The sequence below is a fragment of the Deinococcus sp. Marseille-Q6407 genome (genome assembly GCF_946848805.1).
In the GTDB taxonomy this organism is placed as follows: Bacteria; Deinococcota; Deinococci; order Deinococcales; family Deinococcaceae; genus Deinococcus.
The window spans coordinates 1-26,270 of sequence record NZ_CAMPFU010000003.1; the positions used below are offsets into that span (position 1 = coordinate 1).

Annotated in this window: 16 protein-coding genes; 5 read left to right on the top strand and 11 right to left on the bottom strand. The window is 69.2% G+C overall.

Annotated elements, in window-relative coordinates:
- Positions 1–171: 171 nt before the first annotated feature.
- Genes pheT through pheS form a run of 5 tightly spaced genes read right to left on the bottom strand, consistent with a single transcriptional unit; the run spans position 172 to position 5,527 of the window.
- Positions 172–2,637 (bottom strand): phenylalanine--tRNA ligase subunit beta, encoded by a 2,466-nt coding sequence (pheT, locus tag OCI36_RS07055; protein ID WP_261664395.1) that lies wholly within the window; start codon positions 2,635–2,637, stop codon positions 172–174.
- Positions 2,634–3,086 (bottom strand): NUDIX hydrolase, encoded by a 453-nt coding sequence (locus OCI36_RS07060; RefSeq protein WP_261664396.1) that lies wholly within the window; start codon positions 3,084–3,086, stop codon positions 2,634–2,636. The genes pheT and OCI36_RS07060 overlap by 4 nt, the downstream gene beginning before the upstream one ends.
- The gene (locus OCI36_RS07065; protein ID WP_261664397.1) at positions 3,083–4,009 is read right to left on the bottom strand and encodes a gamma-glutamylcyclotransferase; all 927 of its coding nucleotides are present in this window, start codon (positions 4,007–4,009) and stop codon (positions 3,083–3,085) included. Before OCI36_RS07065 ends, OCI36_RS07060 begins: the two co-directional genes overlap by 4 nt.
- A gap of 37 nt (positions 4,010–4,046) precedes the next feature.
- Entirely contained in the window at positions 4,047–4,511 is a 465-nt protein-coding gene (locus tag OCI36_RS07070) for a GNAT family N-acetyltransferase (RefSeq protein ID WP_261664398.1), read from the bottom strand.
- Positions 4,508–5,527: a phenylalanine--tRNA ligase subunit alpha gene (gene pheS, locus OCI36_RS07075; protein ID WP_261664399.1), complete on the bottom strand. Its 1,020-nt coding sequence runs from the start codon at positions 5,525–5,527 to the stop codon at positions 4,508–4,510. The genes OCI36_RS07070 and pheS overlap by 4 nt, the downstream gene beginning before the upstream one ends.
- A 309-nt stretch (positions 5,528–5,836) precedes the next feature.
- On the opposite strand from pheS, the gene OCI36_RS07080 reads away from it, so the two are divergent.
- The 3 genes from OCI36_RS07080 to glyA all read left to right on the top strand — a co-directional run bounded on the left by OCI36_RS07080 (position 5,837) and on the right by glyA (position 9,122).
- Positions 5,837–7,294 (top strand): potassium/proton antiporter, encoded by a 1,458-nt coding sequence (locus tag OCI36_RS07080; RefSeq protein ID WP_261664400.1) that lies wholly within the window; start codon positions 5,837–5,839, stop codon positions 7,292–7,294.
- 57 nt (positions 7,295–7,351) lie between these two features.
- Positions 7,352–7,765, top strand: a complete 414-nt coding sequence (locus OCI36_RS07085; protein WP_261664401.1) for a methylglyoxal synthase — start codon at positions 7,352–7,354, stop codon at positions 7,763–7,765.
- Between the two features lie 139 nt (positions 7,766–7,904).
- Entirely contained in the window at positions 7,905–9,122 is a 1,218-nt protein-coding gene (glyA, locus tag OCI36_RS07090) for a serine hydroxymethyltransferase (RefSeq protein ID WP_261664402.1), read from the top strand.
- A gap of 141 nt (positions 9,123–9,263) precedes the next feature.
- On the opposite strand, the gene OCI36_RS07095 is transcribed toward glyA, so the two are convergent.
- The 3 genes from OCI36_RS07095 to OCI36_RS07105 all read right to left on the bottom strand — a co-directional run bounded on the left by OCI36_RS07095 (position 9,264) and on the right by OCI36_RS07105 (position 10,740).
- On the bottom strand, positions 9,264–9,728 hold the full coding sequence (locus OCI36_RS07095; protein WP_261664403.1) for a hypothetical protein: 465 nt from the start codon (positions 9,726–9,728) through the stop codon (positions 9,264–9,266).
- Positions 9,729–9,748: 20 nt separating this feature from the next.
- The gene (locus OCI36_RS07100) at positions 9,749–10,120 is read right to left on the bottom strand and encodes a roadblock/LC7 domain-containing protein (RefSeq protein ID WP_261664404.1); all 372 of its coding nucleotides are present in this window, start codon (positions 10,118–10,120) and stop codon (positions 9,749–9,751) included.
- A gap of 293 nt (positions 10,121–10,413) precedes the next feature.
- Positions 10,414–10,740 (bottom strand): ArsR/SmtB family transcription factor, encoded by a 327-nt coding sequence (locus tag OCI36_RS07105; RefSeq protein WP_261664405.1) that lies wholly within the window; start codon positions 10,738–10,740, stop codon positions 10,414–10,416.
- 246 nt (positions 10,741–10,986) lie between these two features.
- On the opposite strand from OCI36_RS07105, the gene rpoZ reads away from it, so the two are divergent.
- Positions 10,987–11,286, top strand: coding sequence for a DNA-directed RNA polymerase subunit omega (gene rpoZ, locus OCI36_RS07110; protein WP_261664406.1), 300 nt, complete (start codon positions 10,987–10,989; stop codon positions 11,284–11,286).
- Positions 11,287–11,383: 97 nt separating this feature from the next.
- On the opposite strand, the gene OCI36_RS07115 is transcribed toward rpoZ, so the two are convergent.
- Positions 11,384–11,863 carry a tRNA (cytidine(34)-2'-O)-methyltransferase gene (locus tag OCI36_RS07115; RefSeq protein WP_261664407.1) on the bottom strand — a complete coding sequence of 160 codons (480 nt, stop codon included), beginning with the start codon at positions 11,861–11,863 and terminating at the stop codon, positions 11,384–11,386.
- Positions 11,856–12,344: a 2-C-methyl-D-erythritol 2,4-cyclodiphosphate synthase gene (gene ispF / locus OCI36_RS07120; RefSeq protein ID WP_261664408.1), complete on the bottom strand. Its 489-nt coding sequence runs from the start codon at positions 12,342–12,344 to the stop codon at positions 11,856–11,858. Before ispF ends, OCI36_RS07115 begins: the two co-directional genes overlap by 8 nt.
- Positions 12,345–12,696: 352 nt before the next feature.
- On the opposite strand from ispF, the gene OCI36_RS07125 reads away from it, so the two are divergent.
- Positions 12,697–24,249 carry a hypothetical protein gene (locus OCI36_RS07125; protein ID WP_261664409.1) on the top strand — a complete coding sequence of 3,851 codons (11,553 nt, stop codon included), beginning with the start codon at positions 12,697–12,699 and terminating at the stop codon, positions 24,247–24,249.
- A 147-nt stretch (positions 24,250–24,396) separates the two neighbouring features.
- On the opposite strand, the gene OCI36_RS07130 is transcribed toward OCI36_RS07125, so the two are convergent.
- Positions 24,397–26,211, bottom strand: coding sequence for an ABC transporter ATP-binding protein (locus OCI36_RS07130; protein WP_261664410.1), 1,815 nt, complete (start codon positions 26,209–26,211; stop codon positions 24,397–24,399).
- Positions 26,212–26,270: the final 59 nt, after the last annotated feature.

Sequence of the window (26,270 nt, forward strand, 5' to 3'; positions counted from 1 at the left end):
CCGATCGAGTTGGTGTGGGCCTACGTCAAGCGCAATGTGTTGGGGAACTTTTGTGCCCACTCCATCAGAGCGCTGAAAAAGAGGCTTGTCACCGCCTGGCAGCGGGTCCGCTATATTCACCTGCCCCATCAGCTTATGGACGCCAACTTACGCCGCTATCAATAACAGTGCTCACTTCTCGCGCACCGTCCAGCCCTGTGCCTTGACCGCGTCAATCTGCGCGGCAAACACCGGGTCCACTTCCTCGTCCGTTAGGGTTTTCGCGCCGCGGTAAGTCAGGCGCACCGCCACCGAGCGGTTGCCCTCGCCCACCTGTTCACCCTGATAGACGTCGAACGGCTCGGCGCTTTCCAGCAGCTCGCCGCCTTCGCGCTTCAGCACAGCGGCAATTTCGCCGTAGCTCACGTCCTGCGGAGCGATGATGGCCAGGTCGCGCCAGGCGGCCGGGGCGCGGCTGGGGTCGTGGAAGGCCCACTCGCCTGCGGGCAGCGGCAACGCCAGTTCGGCCAGGAAGGTGTCTCCCTTCAGCCCGAATTCCTGGGCAATCTCGGGGTGCAGGGCGCCCAACCAGCCGGCCGGCTGACCGTTCCAGAGCACCTCGCCGGCAATGCCGGGGTGTAGCGCTGCGGGCACCTCATCGCCGCGCAGCTGCCGTAGCTCGAAAGAAGCGCCGCTGGCCGCCGCGAAGCTCTCTACCAGACCCCGGAACACCGCGAAGCTGCCCTTGACGCCGTCCTGATAGGTGCGGGCCGCCAGGTCGCCGCGCATCAGTAGGCCCAGGCGCTCGGTTTCGCCGCCGGCCGGGAAAATCCGCCCGATTTCGAACAGCAGCGCCCGCTCGCCCTTGCCATACGCCTGCGCCGCTTTCAGCAGCGAAGGGAACAGCGCCGTGCGCAGTGCTGTGCGCTCGTGGGTCTGGGGATTCTGCAGCCGCACGCCGGGCGCCTCGGCGCGGGCCTTGGCCGCTTCCTCGTCGCTGGTAAAGGTGTAGGTCACGGCCTCCTGAAAGCCCAGGCCGCTGAGGGTCCGCCGTAGGGCATCGCGGCGCTCGCTGGCCTGCGAGGCACCCACGTTGCTGCTGTGAACGCGCAGGTGAGGCAGTGTTTCGGGCAATTCAGTAAAACCGTGCAGGCGGGCCACTTCTTCGGCCAGGTCCTGCCAGATGTGCATGTCCACCCGCCAGGAGGGCGGCTGCACGGTGAGGCTGTCGCCCTCGCCGGTGACTTCACAGCCCAGCCGGGTGAGAATGGAGCGCATTTCGGCAGTGTCAATGTGCATGCCCAGCAGGCCGCGAATCTGGTCGCCGGTCACGGTGATGACCCCCGGCAGGCTGGGGGCAGGGTTGCCCACCCGGGTCGCGCCGGGGTGCGGCTGCCCGCCGGCTTCGGCCAGCAGACCCACCAGACGGTCGGCGGCGCGGGGCGGCAGCAGGGGGTCCACGCCGCGCTCGAAACGGTACACGGCGTCGGTCTTGAGGCCCAGGCGCGAGGACGTGCGCCGCAGCAGCACCGGGTCGAAGTGCGCGGCTTCAATCACCACGCTGGACGTGCCGGCAGTCACGTGACCATGCTCACCGCCCACGATGCCGGCAATGCCCAGCACGCCCTGGCCTTCTTTGGCTTTGCCTGCCGACCCGAACGCTCCGGCCACGCTGGAAATGCCACGGTCGCGGCCATCCAGAATCAGCAGGTCTTCCCCGCCCACCGCATGGGTCGCTCCCAGCAGGTCACGCACTTCCTCGCCCTGGCGCAGCCCAAAGCTGACCAGAATCTGGTCGCCCTGCACCTCGGCCCGGTCATACATGGCGGTGGGCTGGCCCAGTTCCAGCATCACGTAGTTGCTGGCGTCCACAATCAGGTCGCGGGGGCGCATGCCACCCAGGGTCAGCCGGCGCTGCATCCACAGCGGGCTGGGGCCGTTCTGCAGGCCCGAGACGGTCCGGGCCACGAAGTGGTCGCAGCCGTCCCGGTAGGTGCCGGTGGTGTCGCGTTCCAGCACCAGCCCCTTGAGCGGCAGCGACACGGCGATTTCGCCTGCGCCGGTCGCTGCGGGGCCGGCAGGCGGCTCACGCAGTTCCAGCTCCAGAAAAGCGGCCAGGTCGCGGGCCAGGCCCAGGGCGCTCAGCACATCTGCGCGGTTGGGGGTCACTTCTACGTCCAGCACGGTATCGGCCGGCCAGAGGGTGTGCAGCGGCGTGCCGGCCGGAGCTTCGCCAGCGCGGATCAGCATCACGCCGGCGTTCTGCTCCCCGATGCCCAGTTCCTTTTCGCTGGCGGCCATGCCCCAGCTCTGCACGCCCTGCATCTCGCGCACGCCGTAGGTCATGCCGCCAAGCGTGGTACCGGGCGTGACCAGTGCCAGCATGGTGCCGGCCGGCAGGCCCACCGCGTTAGGCGCACCGCTGGCGATGGTGTGCTGGCCGTGTTCGGGGCCGGCGTCAAAGACGATTTTGGTGAGTTTGGTGCCCTCGATGGGCTCGGTGCTCAGCACCTCTACCAGAATTACACCCTCGGGCACGCTGGGGGTGTCCTCGGTGCCTTCCAGCGGCAGGCCCATGTTGGCAAACACCGGTTCCAGTTCGGAGACGGGGGGCAGGGCAGGAATCAGTTCTTTCAGCCAGGAATAGGGGATGTTCATGGGTTCACCTCGTCGGACTTGTCAGAAGTGCGGGGAGTGGGTGCGGGGACGCCGGGGCGGTGCTCGCGGGCCAGGCCGCGCAGCACCTCGGGTACCAGGTTCACCTCTTCCAGCCGGTTCAGCGCCACCCACTGCGGGTCGTAGAAGTTGTTCTCGCTCTGGCGCAGGCTTTCGGGGCCATTGCCCAGCTGCATTTCGCCGCCGGTGACGGCGCAGCGGAAGTAGTGTTCGTGGTTGTTCAGGTTGTCCAGCTCCAGCAGCTGTTCGCCCACCTCCACGGTCAGGTTGACCTCTTCCAGCACCTCGCGGGCACAGGCTTCGGCGGGCGTCTCGCCGGCTTCGATGCCGCCGCCGGGCAGGGTGGCGTAGGCCTTGCCGTTCTTGCGGCGCAGAATCAGCAGCACCTCGCCGGAATCGTTGTAAATCAGGGCCACAGCACGTTGTCTCATCGGTGTTCTCCTTGAAAGGCAGCGGGAGGCGGCAGGTATTCCCGCCACTCGCCGCCGGGAATGTATGACCCGGCCGGCAGCTCACGGGCGTAGAGATAGGTCCAGGCCAGCCGCTGCTCGCCGCCGGCCAGCGTCACTGCACGCAGTTCGCGGTGATAGAGGTTGGCGGGGTCGCCGGGGGCGCGGTAGCCTTCCAGCTCGTCCATTTTTGCCAGCACGGCGCCCAGCTGCGCGGGCGGATAGCTGTATAGGCAGCCCTGTACTCGCTGCCCAGATTCGGCAGGCACCAGGCCGGGATAAGCGCCCAGGTGGTGCAGCGCCGCGCCGTCCAGCACGGCCGGCTGAGCCTGTGGTTCAGTAACGGCCGACGCCCAGGCCACATTGCGCAGTCCCGGCTTCAGCGTGCCGTACACGAAGACATGCGGCGTGGCCAGCGCTTCGGCCAGATACTGCCACAGGGCGCCCAGGTGCAGCGGGTAAAAGGCTTCCGGCTGGCTGTCCAGCAGCGCCTGCACTTCAGTCAGCGGCACCCAGCGCGGGCTGTGGCTTTCGCTGCTGACCTGCGGCTCGCCCTGCGCGTTGCACAGAAAAGTCAGCAGCAGGATAGAGTAGCCGCCCGACAGGTTCTGGGTGACACAGTAAGGCTGCACCGTCCCTATGCGGTAGCCAAGGCTTTCGCCGGCCCAGCGGTCCGCCTCGCCAGCCACCTGGGTCAGAGTCAGACCGGTTTCCTCGGCCACCTCGCGGCGCAGGGCGTCCAGAACAGCCTCGTACTCGCGCACCTTGCCGGCGGGCAATTCCAGCAGGCCATTTTCCACGCCGGCGCCGGGCTTGCAGCGGGTTTGCAGCAGCACGCAGGGCACCCCATTCACCACGCGGGTGATCAGGGCAGCAGCACAGGGAATGGCGAAGGTTTCATTCATCATGTTCTCCGGGCGCAGCGGCCGTGCTGGGGCGGGTTCAAAGTTCCTGCAGATAACAGAGCATCCGTTCGTCCTGGCCGGGTTCGACGTTGATAAAGCCGTGCCGCTCGTAAAAGCGCCGGGCGTCCCGGTCCACCTCATCCACGTTGATGTGCATCTCCTGCCCCTGCCGTTCACGGGTCAGGGCGATGGCCCGCTGCAGCAGCTGCGTGCCGGTGCCCCGTCCCCGCAGCTCAGGCCGGACATACAGCTCTTCCAACTGGGCCAGGGGGCCGTCCCAGTAGGGGGACGGGCGAAAAGTGAGGTAAGCGAACCCGGACAGCACTGCCCCGTTCCCGGCCAGCAGCACCAGCACGTCGGTGCGGCCAAGCAGCTCGGCAAAGCGGCGAGTCAGGGTCGGCAGGTCAGGCACCGGCGCGCCGAATTCGGTGTTGAACTCGTGCAGCAAAGCGGCGACTGCCGGAGCGTCCTCCTGCGTGGCTGTCCGGACAGCGGCGCTCACTCCAGCTCACCCCGGAACTGCCGCATCACGCGGGGGTCGTTGGCGTAGAAGTAGCGGATGTCGGGAATGCCGTATTTCAGCATGGCGATGCGCTCGGGGCCCAGGCCGAAAGCAAAGCCGGTCATGCCCTCATAGATGCGGTCCTTGCCGGCCGCCTCGCGCAGATCGTCCACTGCCTTAAAGACGTTGGGGTGGATCATGCCGCAGCCGCCCAGCTCCAGCCACTTGCTTTCGCCGCGTGGGTTGTCCCAGTACACGGCAAAGTCGGCGCCGGGTTCCACAAAAGGGTAATAGCTGGGCTGAAAGCGCACCCGGGCGCTGGCGCCATACAGGCCCCGCGCCATCTCGGCAATGGTGCCCTTGAGGTCGCTCATGCTGATGCCTTCGCCCACCACCAGGCCTTCGAGCTGGTGAAACATGCTCTCGTGGGTGGCGTCGGTCGCCTCGTAGCGGTACACCTTGCCGCGCACCACGATCTTGAGGGGCGGCTCGTGCTCCACCATGTAACGAATCTGCATCGGGGAGGTGTGGGTGCGTAGCAGCCGGCCGTCTTCCAGCCAGAAAGTGTCCTGCAGGTCGCGGGCGGGGTGGTACCACGGCACGTTGAGCGCCTCGAAGTTGTAGTGCTCTTCTTCCACTTCCGGGCCTTCTACCACCGCGTAGCCCATCTGGCGGTAGATGCCGATCAGGTCGTCGAACACCCGGGTAATCGGGTGCAGGCCGCCGGCCGGCAGGCCCAGGCCCGGCAGAGTCACGTCAATGGCTTCACTGGCCAGCTTGGCATCCAGGGCCGCGCGTTTGAGGGCTGTTTCTTTCTCGTCGAGCGCGGCCTGAATGGCGGTGCGGACCTCGTTGATTTCCGCGCCGCGGGCCTTGCGTTCCTCGGGGGGCAGCTTGCCCAGCCCGCCCAGCTGCTGGGTAATCAGGCCTTTTTTGCCCACGTACTTGGTTTTGACCTGCTGCAAAGCGTCCAGGTCCTGCGCCGCCGCGATTTCGCTGAGTGCTTCCTGTTGCATTCTTTCCTCCCGGCCCTGCGGCCGCGTGATGTGCTGAGTGCTGAACCTGCTCTGAAGCTTGCCCGGCATGGGAATATGCCCGAGAAGCCGAATAAAAAAATTCCCCGCCACACACAGCAGCGGGGAAAGCACACAGGACTGAAACCTCAGCCCGGTGCGCTCTCCCCGCTGGTAAATGGCGAACGTGTACCCACGGCTCTTACCCTAGCGGCTGCGCAGCGGCCCTGGCAAGGCCCGGCCTGGGCCTGGACCCACCGCGAAAGCCGGGTCTGCTAACATCGGAACAGTGAAAGCAGTGAAGGAGCGCCCTTGAACACCGAACTGTTCCTGCTGACCACCGGAGTGCTGCTGCTGGTCAGCCTGGTGGTGGGCCGGGTGGGGGGCCGCCTGGGCGTGCCGGGGCTGCTGCTGTTTCTGGGTGTGGGCATGCTGGCCGGCAGCGACGGGCTGGGGATCGAGTTCGGCAACTACGCGCTGGCGCAGGGCTTAGGCACCCTGGCCCTGTGCTTCATTCTGTTTCAGGGCGGTCTCAGCACCGACTGGCGCGAAACCCGCCCGGTGGTGCCGCGTGGGCTGGTGCTGGCGACCCTGGGCGTGCTGCTGACCGCCGGGGTGATGGCGACTTTTGCCCACTACGTACTGGAGCTGCCCTGGCTGGTGGCCTGGCTGCTGGGCGCCATCGTCAGTTCGACCGACGCCAGCGCAGTTTTCTCGGTGCTCAAGGAACGGCAGCTGGCCCTGAAAGGCGACATTGCCCCGCTGCTGGAGTTCGAGTCCGGCGGCAACGACCCGATGGCGGTGTTTCTGACCGTAGGCATCCTGACCCTGATCGAGCATCCCGAGCTGGGGGTGGCCAGCATCGCGCCGCTGTTTGTCCGCCAGATGCTGATCGGGGCCGCGCTGGGCTACGGCCTGGGCCGGCTGGGACTGTGGGCGCTGCGGCGGCTGCCGCTGCAGTTCGAGGGCCTTTACCCGGTGCTGACCATCGCCATCGCCCTGCTGATTTTTGGGGGCACGGCACTGGCCGGCGGCAGCGGCTTTCTGGCGGTGTATATCGCCGGGGTCATCATCGGAAACGCCACTTTTGCCCACAAGCGCAGCCTGATTTCCTTTCACGACGGCCTCTCGTGGCTGATGCAGGTGCTGATGTTCCTGACGCTGGGCCTGCTGGTCAACCCCCACGAGCTGCTGCCCACCGCCGGGGCCGCCATGCTGGCCGCGCTGGCGCTGGTGTTCCTGGCGCGGCCGCTAGCCGTGTTCGTCTCGCTGCTGCCGTTCGGCATGCCGCTGCGCGAGGTGAGCATGGTGGCCTGGGTGGGCCTGCGCGGCGCAGTGCCGATCGTGCTGGCCACTTTTCCGCTGCTGGCCGGGGTGCCGCACGCCCAGAGCCTGTTCAACCTGGTGTTTTTCATGGTGCTGACCAGCGTGCTGCTGCAGGGCACCACCCTGCCGCAGGTGGCCGGGCTGCTGGGCGTGCGCGAACACTTCGAGGAACCGCCCAGCTACCCGATCAGCTTTACCCCCACCGGCCACGGCAAAAACGACATGGTCGAGGTGGAAGTCGCCCCAGGCAGCGGGGCCGACGGCGCCATGATCATGGACCTGCCGCTGCCGGAAGAAGCCCTGATCATGCTGGTTCACCGCCAGGGCGAGTACCTGATTCCCAAAGGCCCCACCGAACTGCGCGGCGGTGACAGCCTGCTGGTGCTGGCCAGCCCCGGCGAGCTGGACGACCTGCGCCGCTGCCTGCAGGCCCCGTCGGCTTGAAGCGGCCCAGGCAGACCTGGTGGCATTCGGGCAGACTCAGGCGGCAAGATAGGGAGCATGAGTCCCGACCGCACGCAGGTGGCCTTGATCGCCCACGATGACCGCAAGGATGACCTGGTCCGGTTTGCCAGCGACCACAGCGAGGTGTTGCGGTCCTTTGCCCTGATCGCCACCGGCACCACTGGGCAGCGCGTCATGGACGCCACCGGACTGGAGGTGGAGCGGATGCTGAGCGGCCCGCTGGGCGGTGACCAGCAGATCGGCGCCCGGATTGCCGAGGGGCGGGTGCTGGCGGTGTTCTTCTTCCGGGACCCCCTGACCGCGCAGCCGCACGAACCCGACGTCTCGGCGCTGCTGCGGCTGTGCGACGTGCACAACATTCCGCTGGCCACCAACCGCTCGTCGGCCGAGGCGCTGGCGCTGTGGCTGGAGCGGCAGACCGTCTGGCCGGCCCCGGCGGCTGGACGCTGAGAAAGTCCGGCCCCGCCTGGGTTTGAGCGGCAGCCGCACAGTGTCTACATGATGGCTGCGCAGTGTCTATACAGGGGAGACAGCGCCCGCCCGCAGGGCTTCTCTGCCGAGCGGCGGCAGATGCTAGCGTAGGAGTCAAATGACCACGCCGCTACAGCAGACCGACCCGTCCATCTTCGACCTGATTCAGCAGGAAGCCGAGCGCCAGCGCCTGGGCCTGGAACTGATCGCTTCCGAGAACTTCACCTCGGCAGCTGTCCGTGAAGCGGTGGGGTCTATCGCCACCAACAAGTACGCCGAAGGCTACCCCGGCAAGCGCTGGTACGGCGGCTGCGAGGTGATTGACCAGATCGAGCAGTTGGCGATTGACCGGCTGCGTCAGCTGTTCGGCGCCGAGTGGGCCAACGTGCAGCCGCACTCCGGCTCCAGCGCCAATCTGGCCGTCTACAACGCCCTGATCGAACCCGGCGACACGGTGCTGGGCATGAACCTGTCGCACGGTGGTCACCTGACCCACGGCAACAAGGCCAACTTCAGTGGCATGCGCTACCAGATGGTGGACTACAAGGTGGACGAGCAGACCGAGCTGATCAACATGGACGAGGTGCGCCGGCTGGCCCTGGAACACCGGCCCAAAATGATCATCGCCGGAGCCAGCGCCTACAGCCGCCAGATCGACTTTGCGGCTTTCCGCGCCGTCGCCGACGAGGTGGGCGCCTACCTGTTCGCTGATATCGCGCACATCGCAGGCCTGGTGGCGGCCGGGCTACACCCCAACCCCCTGCCCCACGCCCATGTGGTGACCAGCACCACCCACAAGACCCTGCGTGGCCCGCGCGGCGGCATCATCCTGACCAACGACGCCGACATCGCCAAGAAGCTGGACCGCGCTGTGTTCCCCGGCTACCAGGGCGGCCCGCTGGAACACGTCATCGCCGGCAAAGCGGTGGCGTTCGGCGAAGCGCTGCAGCCTGAATTCAAGGCGTACGCCGCGCAGATCATCAAGAATGCGCAGGCGCTGGCCAAAGCCATGGAAGACCGTGGCTACCGCATTGTGACCGGCGGCACCGACAACCACATGTTCCTGGTGGACCTGCGCCCGCAGGGCCTCAACGGCACCGCAGCCACCCGCCGGCTGGACGCCAGCCACATCACCATTTCCAAGTCCACCCTGCCCTACGACACCGAGAAGATCATGCACGGCGGCGGCATCCGGGTCGGCACGCCGGCCGTGACCACCCGTGGCATGCAGGAAGCCGACATGGACCGGGTGGCCGACCTGATCGACCGGGCGCTGAAGGGCGAAGACGTGAAGGCCGAAGTGCACGAGTTCGCCGGCGCTTTCCCGATGCCCTGACCTAAGCAGGCTGGGGCCCGGGCAGTCGGGCCTCACGGGTCGGCCCAGCAACACAGCCAGCGAGCGGACAGGGAGAAAAAATCCTCTGTCTGCTCGCTGGCTGTAGCTTCTGTTCAGGCTAAGCGCCTGAGCCTGGGCTGCTTAGAGTTCTTCGAATTCGAAGCGGTCGAACTCGCCGCCGCGCAGCACGCTCTGGGTCTGCTCGCCCAGGTAGGTCTTGCCTTCGATGGCTTCCAGCGCGCCCCAGATGGCGCCCATGGTAAAGCTGCACTCGCGGTCGGAGCCCATTTCTTCACCGAAGGAGCACACCGTTTCGGTGGTGTCCACGATGATCTTGCCGCCCTCTTCGCGCACGCTCTTAACGTTGGCCAGACGGGTGCCGTCCTTGCCCAGCGCGGCGTCCAGGCGGCCGGCCAGTTCACTGATCGGCAGCACGCTGCCGGCCATGCCGAGGTCCTTGACCCGATTCTGGCCGCGCATCTTGCCGGCGCGGGTGAACACCACGCCAGCGCCGTCCTTGCCCAGGGTGTCTTCCACGCCGGTAATCACGGCCTTGAAGCACACCACGCTAGTGAAGTCACCCAGTTCTTTTCTTTCGTATGCCATTGTCTTTTCTCCTTTTATCCTTAGAGGACCTGGGTGACGCGTCCAGCAGCGTCGCGGGCTTCCATGTTCAGCAGACCGACGTTCATGCCGCTGGGGGCCACCACAGCCAGCACGCCTTTGCGGCCGGCGGCGTAGATGTACACCTGGCCGTCCAGACCCGCCACGCTCATTTCGCTGAGGTCACCGGTGCCCAGGGTGTCGTTGATACGCTTGCCCAGACCCAGGGCGGTCGCGGCCATGGCGGCCACGCGGTTGCCGTCGGTGTTATCGGTAAACAGCTGCGCGATGGGCAGACCGTCGGTGGTGGCGATCAGGGCGCCGCGCAGGTCGGGGATGGCGCTGCGCAGGTCGGAGATGATGGCCTGTAACTGTTCCTGTTTGCTTGCGGTCATTGTGGCTCCTTTGTGAACCAGGGAAAGAGGTCTGGCTCGGCAGGCGCCGGAGAAAGCCGGGCAGGGGAAGCCGGCCTGGGGGAAGGCCCCCGGCACCTGAACGACGACATCAAAACACGGGGTGACTTACAAGCTCGTTACAGTTGCCAGGGCAAGCTTTTGCGGCCACCACGCAGAAACCCGGCACCCAGCCACCTGGGCAGGCCGCAAGAGATCTGTCAGAAAGCAGCTTCTACAGGACCTCCGGGCCCCGCTGGACAGGGCGCAGAGAGGCCGCGTCTGGCCCTGGCCCCCTACTGGCGGCGGCGCTCTTCCAGCTGGGTCTGCTGGCGCTCCAGCTGCTGCTCGTAGACCCGGCGGGCCAGGTCCAAAAAGAGATACACGTCCGGGTCTTCGTTGCGGTAGTAGGCCAGGGTGCCCTCCTTGCGGTAGGTCACGAAATGGTTGGTTCTCAGCACCGCCAGATGCTGGCTGATGCTGGCCTGCTCACCGCCGGTCAGCTCCTGCAGCTGGGTCACGGTCTTTTCGCCGTCGCGCAGGACATCCAAAATGGCCAGGCGGAGCGGGTGACCCAGCGCCTTGAAAAACTTGGCCTGGTACTGGTGAATGCGTTGTTTCATGCGGGGGCTCCTTGGGGGCGCTGCTGGGAAACCCGGCCTTGCGGCGGGCGGCGGAACACTCGGGCACGCAGCACTCGGGTACGTAACATTCGGGTACGCAGCGCACTTCCGTCTGGCGGCAAGTATACTAGGATGTTTATGAGCCCCGGGCCCCGCCGGCGCGGAGCAGAGGGCAGGTGGCCAGCCGGGCCGCGGCTGCCCCCGCGCTCCTGCCTGGCCGGCCCGATTTCTACGAGGAGACAAGCAATGGCAGAGAAAAATATTGACCGCATGCTGGACATGACGGACAGCAAATACCGCCTGTCGGTGATCACCGCCAAGCGTGCGCTGCAGCTGAGCGCCGGTGCGCCCAGCGTGCTGCCCGCCGACCAGAAAGCCAAGATTCACAACGTGGTGACCCTGGCGATGCGCGAGCTGGCGACCGGCCAGCTGACCACCGGCCAGGAACTGATCGACGAACAGCGCTTTTTTCAGGACTACCAGCGCCAGCGCCAGATCGAACTGCAAAAGCAGCTGACCGCCGAGCGCGAACGCGAACGCGACTGAGTCCCACTCAACCTATAGGACTATAGGGCCCCGCCGAATCCCCGGCGTGGGTCCTGTTTTTTTGCCGGGTCAGGTTCTTGCTCTGCTGGGGCGGCAGCTACCAGCCCTCGATCTGACGGGCCGCCTCGAAGGCTGCCACGCCGGCCGCCACGCTGAGGTTCAGGCTGCGGCCACCGCCGGGCTGCGGCAGCTTCAGCTTAGGCAGGGCGTCGCGCAGCCAGACCGGCAGTCCCCGCGACTCGGGACCCAGCAGCAGATAGTCTCCGCGCTGGAACCCGGCCTGGGTGTGGTAGATGGTGGCGTGGGTGGAAAAAGCCCAGACCCGCGCCGCCGCTGGCAAAGACGCCTGGAAATCGGTCCAGCTGTCGTGCTGGTGCAGCTCCACCCCAGTCAGGTAATCCATCACCGCCCGGCGAAACTCGCGGTCGCCCAGGTGAAAGCCGTAGGGCCGGATCAGGTGCAGCGTGGCCCCCAGCACCGCGCAGGTGCGGGCCACATTGCCCACGTTGCCGGCCTTTTCCGGCTCGAACAGCACCACGTGTAGCAGGGGGCCGGTGAGCGTGCTCGCCTCAGTCATCGGCACGCACCAGCAGCACGGTGGCCCGCGCCTGCACATGGTCCGGGGCGAGGCCCTCGGAGGTCTTGAAGCTGAGGCCCACCTCGGCGGGGGCCAGCCCACACAGCCGCGCCACGTTTGCGGCGATGTCGGCCCGCAGCGGCCCCAGCTTAGGCCGGTCCAGCGTGACCACCAGCGCCAGGTTGCCCAGCGCGTAGCCACGCTCCCGCACGATGTCCAGCACCCGGCTCACGATGCGGGCCGAGTCGAGGTCCTTCCAGGCAGCGTCGGTATCGGGGAAATACTGGCCGATGTCGCCGGCCGCCACGCCGCTCAGCAGGGCGTCGGCCAGGGTGTGCAGAATCACGTCGCCGTCGCTGTGGGCTTCGGCGCCGCGCTCTGACGGCACCGTTACGCCGCCCAGCACCAGCGGGTGCCCGGCGCCGAGACGGTGGGCGTCTTCGCCATAGCCCACGCGGAAAGGAAGGGAGGAAGAAGTCATGCCCAGGATTCTAGAGCAGGTGTCTTCCCGGCCACTGGCCCGCACCCGTTCACCACGGTCATCGCCACCCAGCGAAGAACAGAAAGTGATTTCTGAGGGGTTTTTCCTCCGGGGACAGTCTCCGGGAGCAAAGACCCCTGGAACACAGAAAAGCCCGGCTGGGCGGCCAATGTGACCCGCGTCAGGCTGCCTAAGGACTCGGTCAGCCTGGGGGGCAAGCAGCAGAGGAAGCCCTCCAGCACGGCGCCGGCAGATGGCGAGTTTTTCACTGCCGCTTCCCCTAGAATACGGGTCAGATGTGGTCTAAGTGGTACCACAATTCGCTGCGCGCAGGACACGGGGAGGGGCGGGCATGAGCCGGGCGACCGGCCAGCCCGCTCCCGTTCCCTCTGCTCCTGCGTCCCGGCCACGCTCGCGCTGGCAGGCCGCCGGGCTGACAGCCGCCATGGTGGCGTTGCTGCTGGCTTTTCTGGCCGCCTACGCGCCGGCGATGCTGGGCCGCTGGATTCTGCTGCGCGTGACCGAGGATGTCCGCGCCGAGCGGGTCGGCGGGCCGCTGTGGAACCCGGTGCTGTACGGCACCCGGGTCAAGCTGCCCGGCATCACCGCCCGGGCTGAACGTCTGGGCGTGGGCCTGGACGGGTTCGACTTCCGGCGGCGGGTGCTGTATGTCTCGGTAGACCTGCGCGGCGCCGAAGTGGGGCTGGAGCTGGCCCGGCTGCTGGGGCAGGGCCAGCAGACCGTCACCACCCAGGAAGGCTGGAAAGTGCAGGTGCGGCAGGTCACCGTATCCGACGCAGCGCTGAAGGTGAACGGCCAGGAAGCCAGCGTGCCCGACGGTACTTTTCAGGTGACCCAGGCCCGCGACGGCGGTCTGATGGCCCAGGGACAGACCGCAGACGGCCACCTGAGTGCCCATCTGCGCTTCCGGCAGGCACCCAGCGGCACCGAGTACGTGACGGCTTTCCAGGCCGACGCCCGGGTGCTGCGCCACTACTGGGAAGGCGTGCAGGGCGGCACCCTGACCGGCGAGTATGTGCTGGGCCAGGGGCCGGTACAGGGCCACGTGGAGCTGAGTGACGGCAGCGTGCAGGCGCCCGGCGCCGATTGGGCCGTGATCACCAGTGTCAGCGGCGCGGCCACCCAGAACGGCAACGTGATCCGGGTGAACCTGAGCGGCGAGGGCTACGGCAAGCCGGTCACCGCCACGGCCGATGTGAATCTGGCCGCCAAGCAGTGGCAAGCCCGGCTGAACGCCGCTCCGCAGCTCTCGGCGCTGGCCAGTGCCCTGGACACCAGCGGCGAAGGCAACGCGACCCTGACCGCTCTGGCCCACAACGTCGGCCCCGGCTGGCAGGGAGTCGAAGTGCAGGCCCGCGCCAGCAGCCCAGAAGGCAAGCTGGCCGGTATTCCCTTTCAGCGGCTGGCGATGGGCTACAGCTACCTCAAGCGCAGCCCGGAGAAAGGCGCGGCCCCGGAAGTCAACCGCTGGACCCTGGGGGCCGACACGGCGCTGCTGGGCGAGCGGCAGCGGCTGGACGGTTTTTGGAACTTCGGGCGCACTGGGCGGCTGAACTGGCGCGGCGAACTGCTGAAGGCCCCGCTGGACCTAAGCGCCGCCATTGCCCGCAAGACGCTGGAAGGCCGGCCGGCCGACTTCGCCACCCTGAGCGGTGCGGCGCTGAACGGGCCGGCACAGGGCCGGGTGGCCCTCTCGGGCAAAGTGATCGAGGTGAGGCTGAACCCCGAGCTCGACAGCCTCAGCGGAGCGCTGGCGCTTTCGGGGCGGGCCGGCGACCTGACATTGCAGGCCAGCGGCGTGCAGGCGGCCGGCTTCCCGCTGGAGGGCCAGGCCCACTTCAGCGAGGCCGGCACGGAGGCGAGTCTCCGGCAGCCGGACGGCGGCTCACTGGAACTGGCGCTGAACCCGGACTGGCGCGGCCGCTGGACGGCCCGGAGCCTCAGCGGGCGCGGCGTCACGCTGGACGGCCAGGGCCAGCTGGACGTGCGGGCCGCCGGTCTCAGCGGGCAGCTGAAAGCGAGCAGCGGGCTGCTGGCAGAAACCCTCAGCGGGCCGCTCAACCTGAACTGGCAACAGCGCACCGGCCGCTGGGACGCGGGCGACCAGAGCCTACGCTGGCACGGCGAGCGTCTGCTGCTGGGGCTGCATGACCTGCGCCTGCAAAGCGGCGTGCGGCTAGACGGCGCCCTGAACGCCAGCCTGGGGCTGGATGACCTGCGCGGCACCCTGCGCGGCCAGGGGCAGGGCTTTCAGGTCACGGCGACCGGCGAGGGCGACCGGGTCCGCTGGCAGGGCGAATTGGGCGAGGATAACCGGCGCCGGGTGGCCCTCAGCGGCGTGACTGCGCTGGAGGATGGCTTCGCCACTCAGGCGGCCCTCAGCGGCGCCGATGTCAGCGCCGACCTGCGGGTGCAGAACGACAACGGTCTGCGCTTTGACTTTGACCTGCGCACCGCCGAGGAGCGGGCCAGCGGCAGCATCAGCGGGGACCGCTGGGACGCCCGCGGCCGGGTGGACCTGGCAGCGCTCCAACCGGTGGTGCGCGGCGTGCTGGGCCCCAGTTCACCACTGGCGGACCTGAGCGGCCGCCTGGACCTGAATCTGGCCGGCCTGGGCGGCACCGCGCGGGTCGAAGCGCGGGCGCAGGGCGTGGCCCTGGCCGGCACGCTGCGCCGCCGCAGTGGCGTGGTCAGCGCCGAGAACCTGCGGGCCAGCGGCGGGCAGAGCGGTCCGCTGGCCGGATTTCAGGCTGTTGCCAGCGGTGAAGTGTACCCGGACGTGAACCTGCGGGGCCCGGTCACGCTGGGCCGGCTGGGCTCCTTCGGCGGGCTGGCCGGGCAAACCCTGCAGGGCCGGCTGTACGGAGACTACGGGCATCTGCAAGCAGCCCTGAACGGCCGCACCGCCCCGCTGAGCGTGAGCGGCGTGCAGCTGCCGGCCCAGAACCTGGCGCTGAGCGGCCGCCTGACCCCGGCGCTGGACCTCGCTGGCCGCTGGGGAGCGCTGGACCTGCGCTACCGCGCGGGCGGCCTGCTGAGCGTGAGCGGCCAGCAGGCCCTCACCGTACGGGGCCGCGCCGCGACGGTGCAGGGCAGCGCCAGCTGGGGCCCCGGCTGGCAGGGCCGCGCCGACCTGCAGGGCCGCACCGCCGATGGATACGCCGTCAGCGCCCGGGGGCCGTGGAACACCCTGCGCGTCACCGCCTCGCACCCGGATGGCCTGCGGGCAGCCGGCACAGTCAATGCCCCCCGGCAGGGCTACGATCTGGCCGTTTCGGGCCGCGCCCAGGGCTTCGGGGTGCAGGGCCGGGTGCGCGGGCAGGGCCTTCAGCCTCACGGCGACCTGACCCTGACCGACAGCCAGGGCGGCCGCGCCTTCCTGACCCTGAACGGCCTGGACAACCTGCGCCTGCGGGCCGAGTCGCTGCGGCTGGGCGGCCAGAGCTTCAGCGGCACCCTGCGCAGCGTGAACGGCCTGACCGACGGCCAGCTGGTTACCAGCGTGAGTGGACAGACCCTACGCCTGCAGGCCACCCGCGGCCGGGTCAACGTAACCGGAATGCTGGCCGGCCACACCCTGCAGGCCAGTGGGCTGCTGCGGCTGCCCGGCGCCGGCAGTGCGCTGCGCCTAAGCGGGCTGAAATTGAACGTGAACGGCCCTTACCTGACGGTGCAGGCCAGCGGGTCGCTGGAGCGGCTACGCGGAAACGTCACCCTGAAAGCCCAGCAGTTTGGGGCCGGTGACGCCGCCCTGATCGTGCCGCAGCAGACGCTACCCCTCAGCGCCAGCCTCAGCCCGCTGCAGGTCAGCGTGGGCGGCCTGACCTACGCCGGCGGCCGCTGGAACGGCAACGCGGCGCTGAGCTATCTGGTCCGTACCCGGGGCGCGGCCGCACAGACGGCGCGGGGCGGACAAGTGCAGCTGCTGGGCGGCGGCTTCGGCCGGCTGAGCGCCCTATCAAGCGGCGCCCTGTCGGGCCGGGTGGCACTGCTGCCGTCTATCCGTGGTACCCTCAGCGCCGATGCCGCCCTGCTGCGCCCGCTGCTGCCGGCCGGGGCAGTGCAGGGCCTGCAAGGCAGGCGGGTCCAGGCGGTTTTTACCGCTCAGGGCGCCCGCATCACCACGCCCGGAGTGCAGTACCGCAGGCAGGCGCTGGGGCTGAACGCACAGCTGGACTGGCGCCGGGGCTTCGGGCTGAACCAGTTGCAGGCCAGCGGCGTGCTGGCCAATGGCCGCTCCCGCCTGCCGTTCCAGCTGCGCGGCGGCCTCTTGAGCCTCAGTGGTGCCAGTGTGGACGTGCGTGACGTGCGCCCCTTCGTGGACCGCGGCATTCCGCTGCCGGTCAGCGGGACTTTCCAGGGTGACCTGAGCGTCACAGATTTGGCCCACTTCGACCTGCGGCGCGTGCGGGCCAATGGTGTGCTGGCCTCAGGCCGCTCACGCGCACCCCTGACCCTGCGCGGCGGCGCCCTGAACATCCGTGGCGCCAGCGTGGACGTGCGCGACGCCCGACCGTTGGTCGAACAGAAACTGCCGGCCAGCGGCACCTTCCAGGGCGACCTGTACGTGCCGGACCTGGCTCAGGTCAGCCTGAACACGCTTTCGCTGCGCGGCACCCTGATTTCGGGTCATTCGCGCTCGCCGCTCACGCTGCGGGGCGGCACTCTCTCGCTGAAAAATGCCCTGCTAGACGTGCGCGACGTGCGGGCGCTGGTGGACGAAGCCACCCGCCTGCCCGGCAACGGCACTTTCCGTGGCGACCTCAGCGTCACCGACCTGGGCCACTTCAGCCTGACCCGGGTCAAGGCACGCGGCGTGCTGGCTTCCGGCAACTCGCGGGCCCCGCTGACCCTCTGGCGGGGGGCGCTGCGCATCCGGCAGGGGCTGCTGGACGTGCGCGACCTGAAGGTGCTGGTGGACGACCCCGCCTCGCTGCCGGCCCGCGGCACCTTTCAGGGCAACCTATACGTGCCGGACCTGAACAATTTCGACCTGCAACACGTGCAGGCGAGCGGCGTGCTGGCTTCCGGCAACTCGCGGGCCCCGCTGACGATTGCCAACGACACCCTGCGCATCAGCAGCGGGGTAGTGGACGTGAACGACGTGCGCCGCTGGATTCGGCTGGACCTGCCGCCCAGCGCCGTGTACCGGGGAGACCTGTTTCTGCGCAACCTGGGCAGCTTCGACGCCCGGAACCTGCGCCTCAGCGGCCTGCTGACCTCGGGCAGGTCGCGGGCGCCGCTGACTTACGCAGGCGGCACCCTGAAAGTGCGCGGCGGGCAGCTGGACGCCCGCGACATGCGCTGGCTGAAGCTGAAGTTCCAGCTGCCCCGCAGCGGCACTTTCAGCGGCGACCTGACCGTGAACGACCTGCCCAACTTCCGGGTCGAGCAGGTACGGGCCCGTGGCCTGCTGATCACCGGCAGCTCGCGGCTGCCGCTCACGCTGGCCAGCCGGGCGCTGACCGTGCGCGGTGGGCAGCTGGACCTGGCCGACCTGCGGCCCTATTTCGACCTGCCGGCCCGTGGCGTGCTGCGCGGCGACCTCTATCTGCCCGATGTGACAGCGCCCAGCCTGGACAGCGCCCGCGCCGACCTAATCACCACCAACCTAAGCGCCACCGAGCTGGACGCCACCACGGCCAGCGGCCGGGTGCGGGTGCGCGGTGGGCAGCTGTGGGCCGATGTGAGCGGACAGCTGCAGGGCACGCCGCTCACCCTGCGCGGCGACGTGTACCCGCGCGCGGCGGCCACCCTCCAGACCGGCGACCTGACCGCCCGCCTAAGCGGCCGCGCCGAGGGCACCCTCAACCTGACCGCCAGCGGCAGTTATCAGGGCCGCGCTGTGGCGCTGCAGGGCCGGCTAGACGGCCTGCTGGCTGGGAGCGGCCGCCCCGCCCGCGCCACGGTGGCCGGCACGGTAAGCGGCGCCCAGCTGGACCTGACCCTGGACGGCGCCGCCCGCCGCCGCTGGCAGGACTGGCGCGTCAGCGGCTCGCTGCTGGTGCCGGACGCCCGCACCCTGGACCCCCGGCTGAGCGGAAACCTCAGCGGCAGCGTGGGCGGGACCCTGGGCCGCGCCCGGCTGAACGTGACCGGCCGGGTGAACGACGTGGCCCTAAATGTGCCGGCCACCTTTGCCGGCGGCGAACTGCGGGTACAGCAGGCCCGCGCCACCTCAGCGCAGCTGGGCAGCGCCAGCCTCAGCGGGCTGGCCTATCCGCGCCTGAACCTGAGCGGCGCGGCCGAGCTGCGCGGCGACCTGGCCGGCCGCTATGACCTGAAAGTGGGCGGCACGCCCGCTGCCCCCACCGCCCGGCTGAACGGACAGCTGGCCGGCGAACGCGGCAGCGCGCACCCCAGCGGACTGAATATCGGCGGCACCGGGGTCAGTGCTGCCCTGCAAGATGGGCGTTGGCAGGCGCAGCTGTCGGGGCCAGCAGTGCGCGGCACCCTGCGCGGCGTGCTGAATGGGCAGGTGGTCGGCCAGCCCACCCCGCTGGGCCTGCAAAGCGCCGACCTGAACCTGAACGCCCGCTACCGCCGCGAAGAAGACGACCTGGCCCTGACCGGCCCGCTGGCCTGGAACGCCCAGGGCTGGCGCGGCGACCTGAAGGTGCGCGGCACCCTGCGCGGCGAAACTCTCAGCGCACAGGCCACAGGCGCCGGTCCCCTCAGCGTGACCGCCCGGCTAGGCGACGCCTCGCTGCGAGCCCAACTGGCGCCGCTGGCCCCGCTGCGCCCGGATGGCTGGGTGGCGCTGGACCGCTGGGACATTGGCGCCCTGTGGCAGCGCCCGGACCAGCTGCGCCTGACCGGCCGCGCCGACCTGGGCGGCCCCGATTGGCAGAGCGTGCAGGCCCGGCTGAGCGGCCGGCTGGACGACGTGACCGGCGAACTGAACAGCACTCTCAGCGGCAGCTGGAATGCGCAGCAGGGCGGCCGCTTCCGCCTGAGCGGCCCCCGGATAGAAGCGTCCGGCACCCTGGCGGACGGCCGCTATGCCGCCGACGCCCGGCTGGGCAGCGGCCCGGACGCACAGCCGGTGGGCCTGGCCCGGCTGCTGCCGCCCGAGTGGGGCCTGGACTCCCTCAAAGCGTCGGGCACCCTCAGCGTGCGTGGCCGGACCGCCGGAGGCGCGGGCATCGAGCAGCTGGAAGCCAGCGGCCTGGAAATCAGTGGCCAGCAGCGGGACGCCGGGCCTTTTACCCTCTACGGCCGGGCGCGTTACCTGCCGCAGCAAAAGATGCTGGACGCCGCGCTGGCCGGCGGCTACGGGGGCGGGGTCTTCCGGATCGGGGGCACGCTGCCGCAGGGACTGAATGTGCAGGTGGCGAACGTGTCGCTGGCGCAGTTCGGCGGCGAGAGCTTCAACCCGGGCCGCCTGAACGGCGCAGCCACCCTGCGGGGCCCGCTGGACCGCGCAGCGCTGGAAGGCCGCTTCTGGACCGCCGGCGGCGACGCGGACGCCCGGCTGGACCTGCTGGGCCGCCTGGACGATCCGCGCCTCCAAGCACAAGTTGACCTGAAGGGCGAACGCAGCGGACAGCTGAATCTGAGCGCGCGTGACTTTGACCTGCCGCACCGCAGCTTCAGCGCCGAGCTGAGCGGGCAGGTGCGCCAGGGCGACACCAGCGCCAACCTGAACCTGCGGGGCCGCTGGCCGGCGCTGGGCGGCGAGGTGCAGCTGCAGTCGCCGGCGCTGGCCGGGCCGGTCACCCTGCGCGGGCAGGGCGGACAGTTCACGCTGTTCGGCCCCGCCACCCAAAGTTCATCTGTCCAGAATTCGTCTGTCCAGGGTTCGTCTGCCCAGGGCGCGGCGGCACAGGCCAGCAGCGGCACGGTGCAGCTGAGCCCCGGCGAGGGCTGGCTGCCCAAGCTGAGCGCCCAGGCTAACATCAACCCGCTGACCTTCTTTGCGGCGACTTCCGGTGCCAGCGGCGAGGCCCGGCTGCAACTGAATGCCGGCGGCGAGCTGAACGCCCTGACCGTGCAGGGCAGCCTGAACGCGCCCGAGGTCAGCCTGGGCGGCGTCACGGTGCGCGGTCTGGGTGGCACTTTCGGCGGCTCGCTGGCAGACGGGGTGCAGGGCCTCAGCGGCACCTTGACCCAGGCAGCTGCGCCCCAGAATGCAGCGCAGGGTCCAGCAGCCGGCAGCGGCCAGGTGGGCACCCTGGCCGCTGGGCGGCTGACTCTTAGCGGCCTGACTGCCAGTGCGGCCGGGGCACAGCTGGCGGTCAGCGGTCCGGTGAACCTTAGCCCGCTTACCGCCGACCTGACCGCCACTGCCAGCGGCAACCTGTCGGGGCAGCTGCGCCTAAACTACGCTGGCAACGCCCTGAGCGCCAACGGCGCCCTGGAAGGCCTGGGCTACCGCGCCGCGCTGGACGTGCGGGGTTCGCAGGCAAGTGGCTGGAGCGGCACCGTCACCGCCCGCGACAACGAGGGCGCCACCGAGGTGCTGACCACCCCGGCCAATCTAACCGTCAGCGGCCCCTGGAACAGCCCACGGCTGAACGGTCCCCTGGGCCTGCTGGGCGCTGGCGCCGCCCTGAACGCCACCAACGCCGGCACCACCCTGACCTTCTCCGACGGCGTGGTGGCCCGGGGCAGTGGGCAGCTGCAGGTGGCCCCGGACCCGGCCGGCGTGTGGCGCTGGACCGGCAGCGCGCAGGTGGATGGCCCCCGGATGCGGGTCAGCCTGACGCCGCGTGGGCCACTGGCCGACCCGGACGTCGGCGTGTCGGCCGGGCGCGGCAGCTGGCAGGCCAGCGGCTCGGTCAGCCGCGAGAATGGCCGGCTGGACATCAGCGACGGCGAGCGGCGCGGGCAGCTGAGCTGGCAGGGCCAAGCTGTGACCGCCGACCTGCCGGGGCTGGACCTGGCCGGGCTGCGCTGGCGGGGCCTCTCCGGCCGCCTGACTGCCCAGGGCCGTGTGGACCTGAGCAGCGACGGCAGCGGCAGCAGCAATGCTGACGGCGGGGCCCTCCCCTTCCGCATCGAGGGGTTGCGGTCGCCCTGGCGGGTGGACGCCCTCAACCTGCCGCTGGCCGGCGACGTGAACGGCACCCTGCGGCTGGCCGGCGGCCGGCTGGCGGCCCAGGCCCAGGCCCGGCTGGGCACCCAGGGCAGCGCCCAGGGCCAGGCCACGCTCTCGGCCACCCAGCAACCAGGCGGGCAGTGGTTCGGCCGACTGCAGGGCCAGCTGCGGCAGGATGAAGGCACCCTCAGCGCCGACCTGCGTTCGGACGCGGCCGGCCTGAGCGGGCAGGTCAAGTCCAGCGGCTACCCGGTCAAGCTGGCCGAACAGACCCTGGCGCTGAACGGCACGGCCGACCTGAGCGGGCAGAAGTTCCGCATCAGTCTGGACCTGACCGGCGTGGCCGGCGAAGCGTCGCTGAATGGCTCGGGCAGCTTGGGCGCCGCGCTGCCGGCCCTGAGCGGGCTGACTGCTGTAACCGACACCGGCGCCGGTTACAACCTCAGCGGCACCCTCAGCCGGGTGGACCTCCAGCAGCTGGATCTGGTGCCGGACCTCAGGGGCACCATCAGCGGCGAGCTGGATATCCGCGACGGCGCGGGGCAGTTCGTGGCGCGTTCGGCCGACCTGAATCTGGCCGGCGAAGCCCTGCCCACCCGGTTCGAGGGCGTGCTGGTGGGCGGCGACTGGCGCATCCGTGGCTACCTGGGCGACACCGACGTGTTCGCCGGCCTCAGCGGCGGGGTGCTGTCGGGCAACGCCAACCTGCAGGGCCTGCCGCTGGGTTCGGTCGCCAACGCGCTGGCAGGCCAGAACCTGGCCGACGGCCGGGTGACCGGCGTGGCCCGCTTCGAGGCGCCGGTGGCCGATCCGCTCTCGGGCCGCGCCACCGTGGTGGCCGAGCGGATTCGCCTGACCACGCTGCCCAACCCGCCGGCCGGTGAGGACAGCGGCAGCGGCGAGAAAGGCAGCGACAACGCCAGCGAAAAGGCTGCCAGCAGTGAAACCCTGACCGGCTCCGGCAGCCTGGACTACGCCAACCGTCAGCTGCGCAACATCAACGTGCAGCTGGGCGGGGCCGGCACCTGGGATATTCGCGGGCAGTACACCCGCGAGAACGTAAATGTGCAGGCCAATTTCACCGACACCACCTTCACGCCGCTGCTGACCCTGTTTCCGGCCCTGGCCGAGCAGAGCCCCCGGCTCAAGGGCAGCCTGACCGCCGCCGTGGTGGGTCAGTACGGCCAGCCGGAAGGCACGCTGGAAGCCCACAACCTGAGCGGCTCGCTGGGCGGCGTTTTGGTCAGTGTGCCGCAGCTGAGCGGCCGCCTGAACCCGTCGGGCCAGTGGACGCTGGGCGGCGCGGTGCGCACCGGCGGCGACCTGGTCTCGCAGGGCACGCTGCAGGGCCAGGGCCAGTGGCGCAGCGGCCAGCTGAGCGGCTCGGCGCTGACCTACCGCGGCCAGGTGGCCCCCGGCGGCGTGGGCACCCTGCCGGACGTGCAGGGCACCCTCAGTCAGGACCGCGCCGACCCGGACCGCTGGGTGCTGGACGCCCGCTCGGTCACCCGCAACGCCGTGACCGGCCAGGGCACCCTGGAAGTGCGCGGTCAGCTGATTCCCAACTGGGACCTGAGCGTGCGGGCCAGCAACTACGACCTGGCGCTGCGCAGCATCTACCTGCGCGAGTCGGCGCTGAACGGCAGCCTGGCACTGCGCCAGGACGTGGGCGACGACGCCATTCGTGTCAGCGGTTCGGCCGATTTTACCCGCGCCATTCTGGGCCGCCCGGACGCCATCAGCAATCTGGACGCCCTGGTGCCGGGTCCGGAACGCAGCCCGGCGCCGGGCGGACAGGGCGGCACGGCCGACAACTTTGTCAGTCCGCTGCCGCAGCAGTACACCACTTTCCCCAAGCCCGAAGGCGAGGAGGGCAGCGGCGCCGGCGCCGCCGTGCCGCCGCGCCCGGCGCTCCCGCTGCTGCAGCGGCTGGTGCTGGAAGACATCCCGGTGCGGTTCTCGGGCGGCATTCAGCTGCAAGAAAGCCTGGCGCAGGCCGAACTGACCGGGGCACTGCGGCTGAGCGGCACCGGCGCCCGCCCGCAGGTGGCCGGGCAGCTGAGCGGTCAGCGCGGCACCCTGCTGCTGCGCGACAACGAATTCAACCTGCGCAGCGTAAACGTGGACTTCCCCGGCACCTCGCCCTACCCCACCTTTGCCCTGCTGGCTGAGGGCCGGGTGCGGCCACTGAGCGGCGGGGCCCCGGTGCCCATCACGCTGGACGTGCAGGGCAATTTCCTGGAAGACGGAAGCGGCGCCGCCAAGCTGGACCTAAAAACGGCCCTGCGCTGCACCGAGCAGTCGGCCGCCTGCAACAACCCGCAGACCGGGCAGCCTTACACCGAATCCCAGCTGTACGCTCTGGTGCTGACCGGCGTGCCCAACGTGGAAAACCTGCCCGAGAACCTGGGTTCCCTGGGCGCCAGTGCACTCAACACCGCGCTGAACGTGTTCGTGCTGGGCGAACTGAGCCGCAACCTGGCCGACGCTCTGGGGGTAGATGTGCTGCGCTTCACACCGGCGCTGGTGGGCGAGGGCGGCGCCACCCTCACCATCGGGTCACAGCTGACCGAGACGCTGTACCTGGAATACCAGGTGGACCTGACCGGCGCGGGCCTGATCGACGCCACCTACAACACCCCAGACGGCCGCTTTACCTTTAAGGTGAGCACGCCCTTCGACTTTTCCGAGTCGCGCGGGTTCCGCCCCAGCGTCAGCACCGCCTACAACATCAATGACCGCACAGCCGTATCGTTCAACATCGAAAACGGGGACGACACCAACCGCTTCAGTGTGGGCGTGCAGTACCGCCTGCCCAACAATTTCTGGCGCCGAAACCGCTGAGCGGCTATCCTGCCTCGCCCAAATTCAATCGGCTGCATAGCCTTGACGAATACCGCATACTGCGCTAAAGTATTTAACATAACCGCTCCGAGTGAGCGGCTTTTTTTATGTCTCTCCCGGGCGCCGGTCCTGCGCTGCCTGCCGGCTTCAGGCCCCGTACTGCTGCGCCTGCAGGGCCCACAGCTCGGCGTATTCGCCGCCGCGTGCCAGCAGCTCCTCGTGGGTGCCGTCCTCGATCACCCGCCCGGCCCGCATCACCACGATGCGGTCGGCCATCCGCACGCTGCCCAAGCGGTGCGTGACCAGCAGGGCGGTGTGACCCTGAGCCAGCTCGGCAAAAGCGTCAAAGACTTCCGCCTCGGAGCGGGGGTCCAGCGCCGCCGTCGGTTCGTCCAGAATCAGCACGCGGGCGCGGCGGTACAGGGCGCGGGCGGTGACCAGCTTCTGCCACTGCCCGCCCGAGAGGTCCACCCCGCCGTAGGCCTGCCCAATGCGGGTGTTCATGCCGTCCTCCAGCCGGGGCAGCATGGCGGTAAGGCCGCTGGCGTCGGCGGCGTAACGCAAGCGGGCCGGGTCTTCCTGCTGGCCCAGCAGCACGTTTTCGCGCACGGTCCACTCGAAACGGGCGTAGTCCTGAAACACCGCCGCCACCTGCGCGCGCCATTCTTCCGGGTCCAGGTCGCGCAGGTCTGTCTGCTCGCCGGAGCCGCCCAGCAGCACCCGCCCGGCAGTGGGGTCGTAAAAGCGCAGCAGCAGCTTGATCAGGGTGGACTTGCCGGCGCCGTTCTCGCCCACAATCGCGACCGTCTGGCCTTCGGGAATATGCAGCGTCAGGTTCTCGATGACCGGCGCGTGGCCCTGATAGCCGAAAGTCACGTTCTCCAGCGTGAGGTCCAGCCGCTGTGGCAGGGGCTGGGACCGCGCAGGGGCCGCCACCGCCGGCACCGCGTCCAGAAACTCGTAGTATTTGCCGAACCAGTGCAGATGCTCGCTGCCCACGCCCAGGCTGTCGGCCAGCTCCTGCAACTGCCCACGCACCTGGCTCAGCGCCCCGACCACCAGCACCACCGCGCCGGGCGTCAGGTTGCCCTGCTGCGCCTGCCACACGGCGTAAGCGAACACGCCCGCCGTGACCGCCAGCGCCAGCAGCTGCGCCGGCAGCACCCCCAGCAGCTGCCGGTTGCGCACCCCGCGCATGGTCTGCTGATAAGCCAGCGTGCGTTCGGTGTATTCGCGGGTCAGGTAAGGCATCAGGCCATATAGCCGGATTTCCTTGGCAAAGTTGTGGTTCAGCGCGGCTTTCTGGAAGTAGTTCAGCTCGCGCGAGGCCTGGGTGTTCTGAATGGTCATGCTCCAACCCAGCTCGTACAGCCGCATCTGGGTCAGGGTCAGCGGCACCATGCCCAGAACGACGACGAACGGCACCCACCAGCCCACCGTGAGCAGCACTCCGCTCACGCTGAACAGGCCCACCACCACCCCGAACAGCTGAAGCAGCGTCACCGTCAGGTTCAGTGGCCTTCTGGGGGCACCCATCTGCAGAATCTGAATGTCGTCGTGAAAGCGGGGGTCTTCCAGCACTTCCAGGCCCACCAGGTCGTTCATCTTGTCCATCAGGCGGCGTGATGTCTGCACGGTGAACTGGTCGGCGGCGTAGCCTTGCAGCACCTGCCGGGCCACCCCGGTCAGCTGGCCCAGCAGTGCTGCCCCGGCCCAGGCCCCGGCCAGCAGCGCCAGATTTATTTCTCCGCCCTGCGCCGCACGGCTGACCCCGTCCACCGCCCACTTGGAAATCAGCAGGGTGACGGCCGGTACCAGCCCGCCCAGCAGCGCCATCAGCGCCAGCAGGCTGACCAGCAGCGGCGAGGACCGCCACAGCTCCGGCAGCGTGCGCCACAGAATCCTGAGCAGTTGGGCCGTGCCTGGGGTCTTCTGGTCGCGCAGCATGGGAGGGCGGGGCATGGGGGGCAGTGTAGAGGGTTAAGGATTGACGGGTGCGGCGCGAGTAGCAATCATAGGCC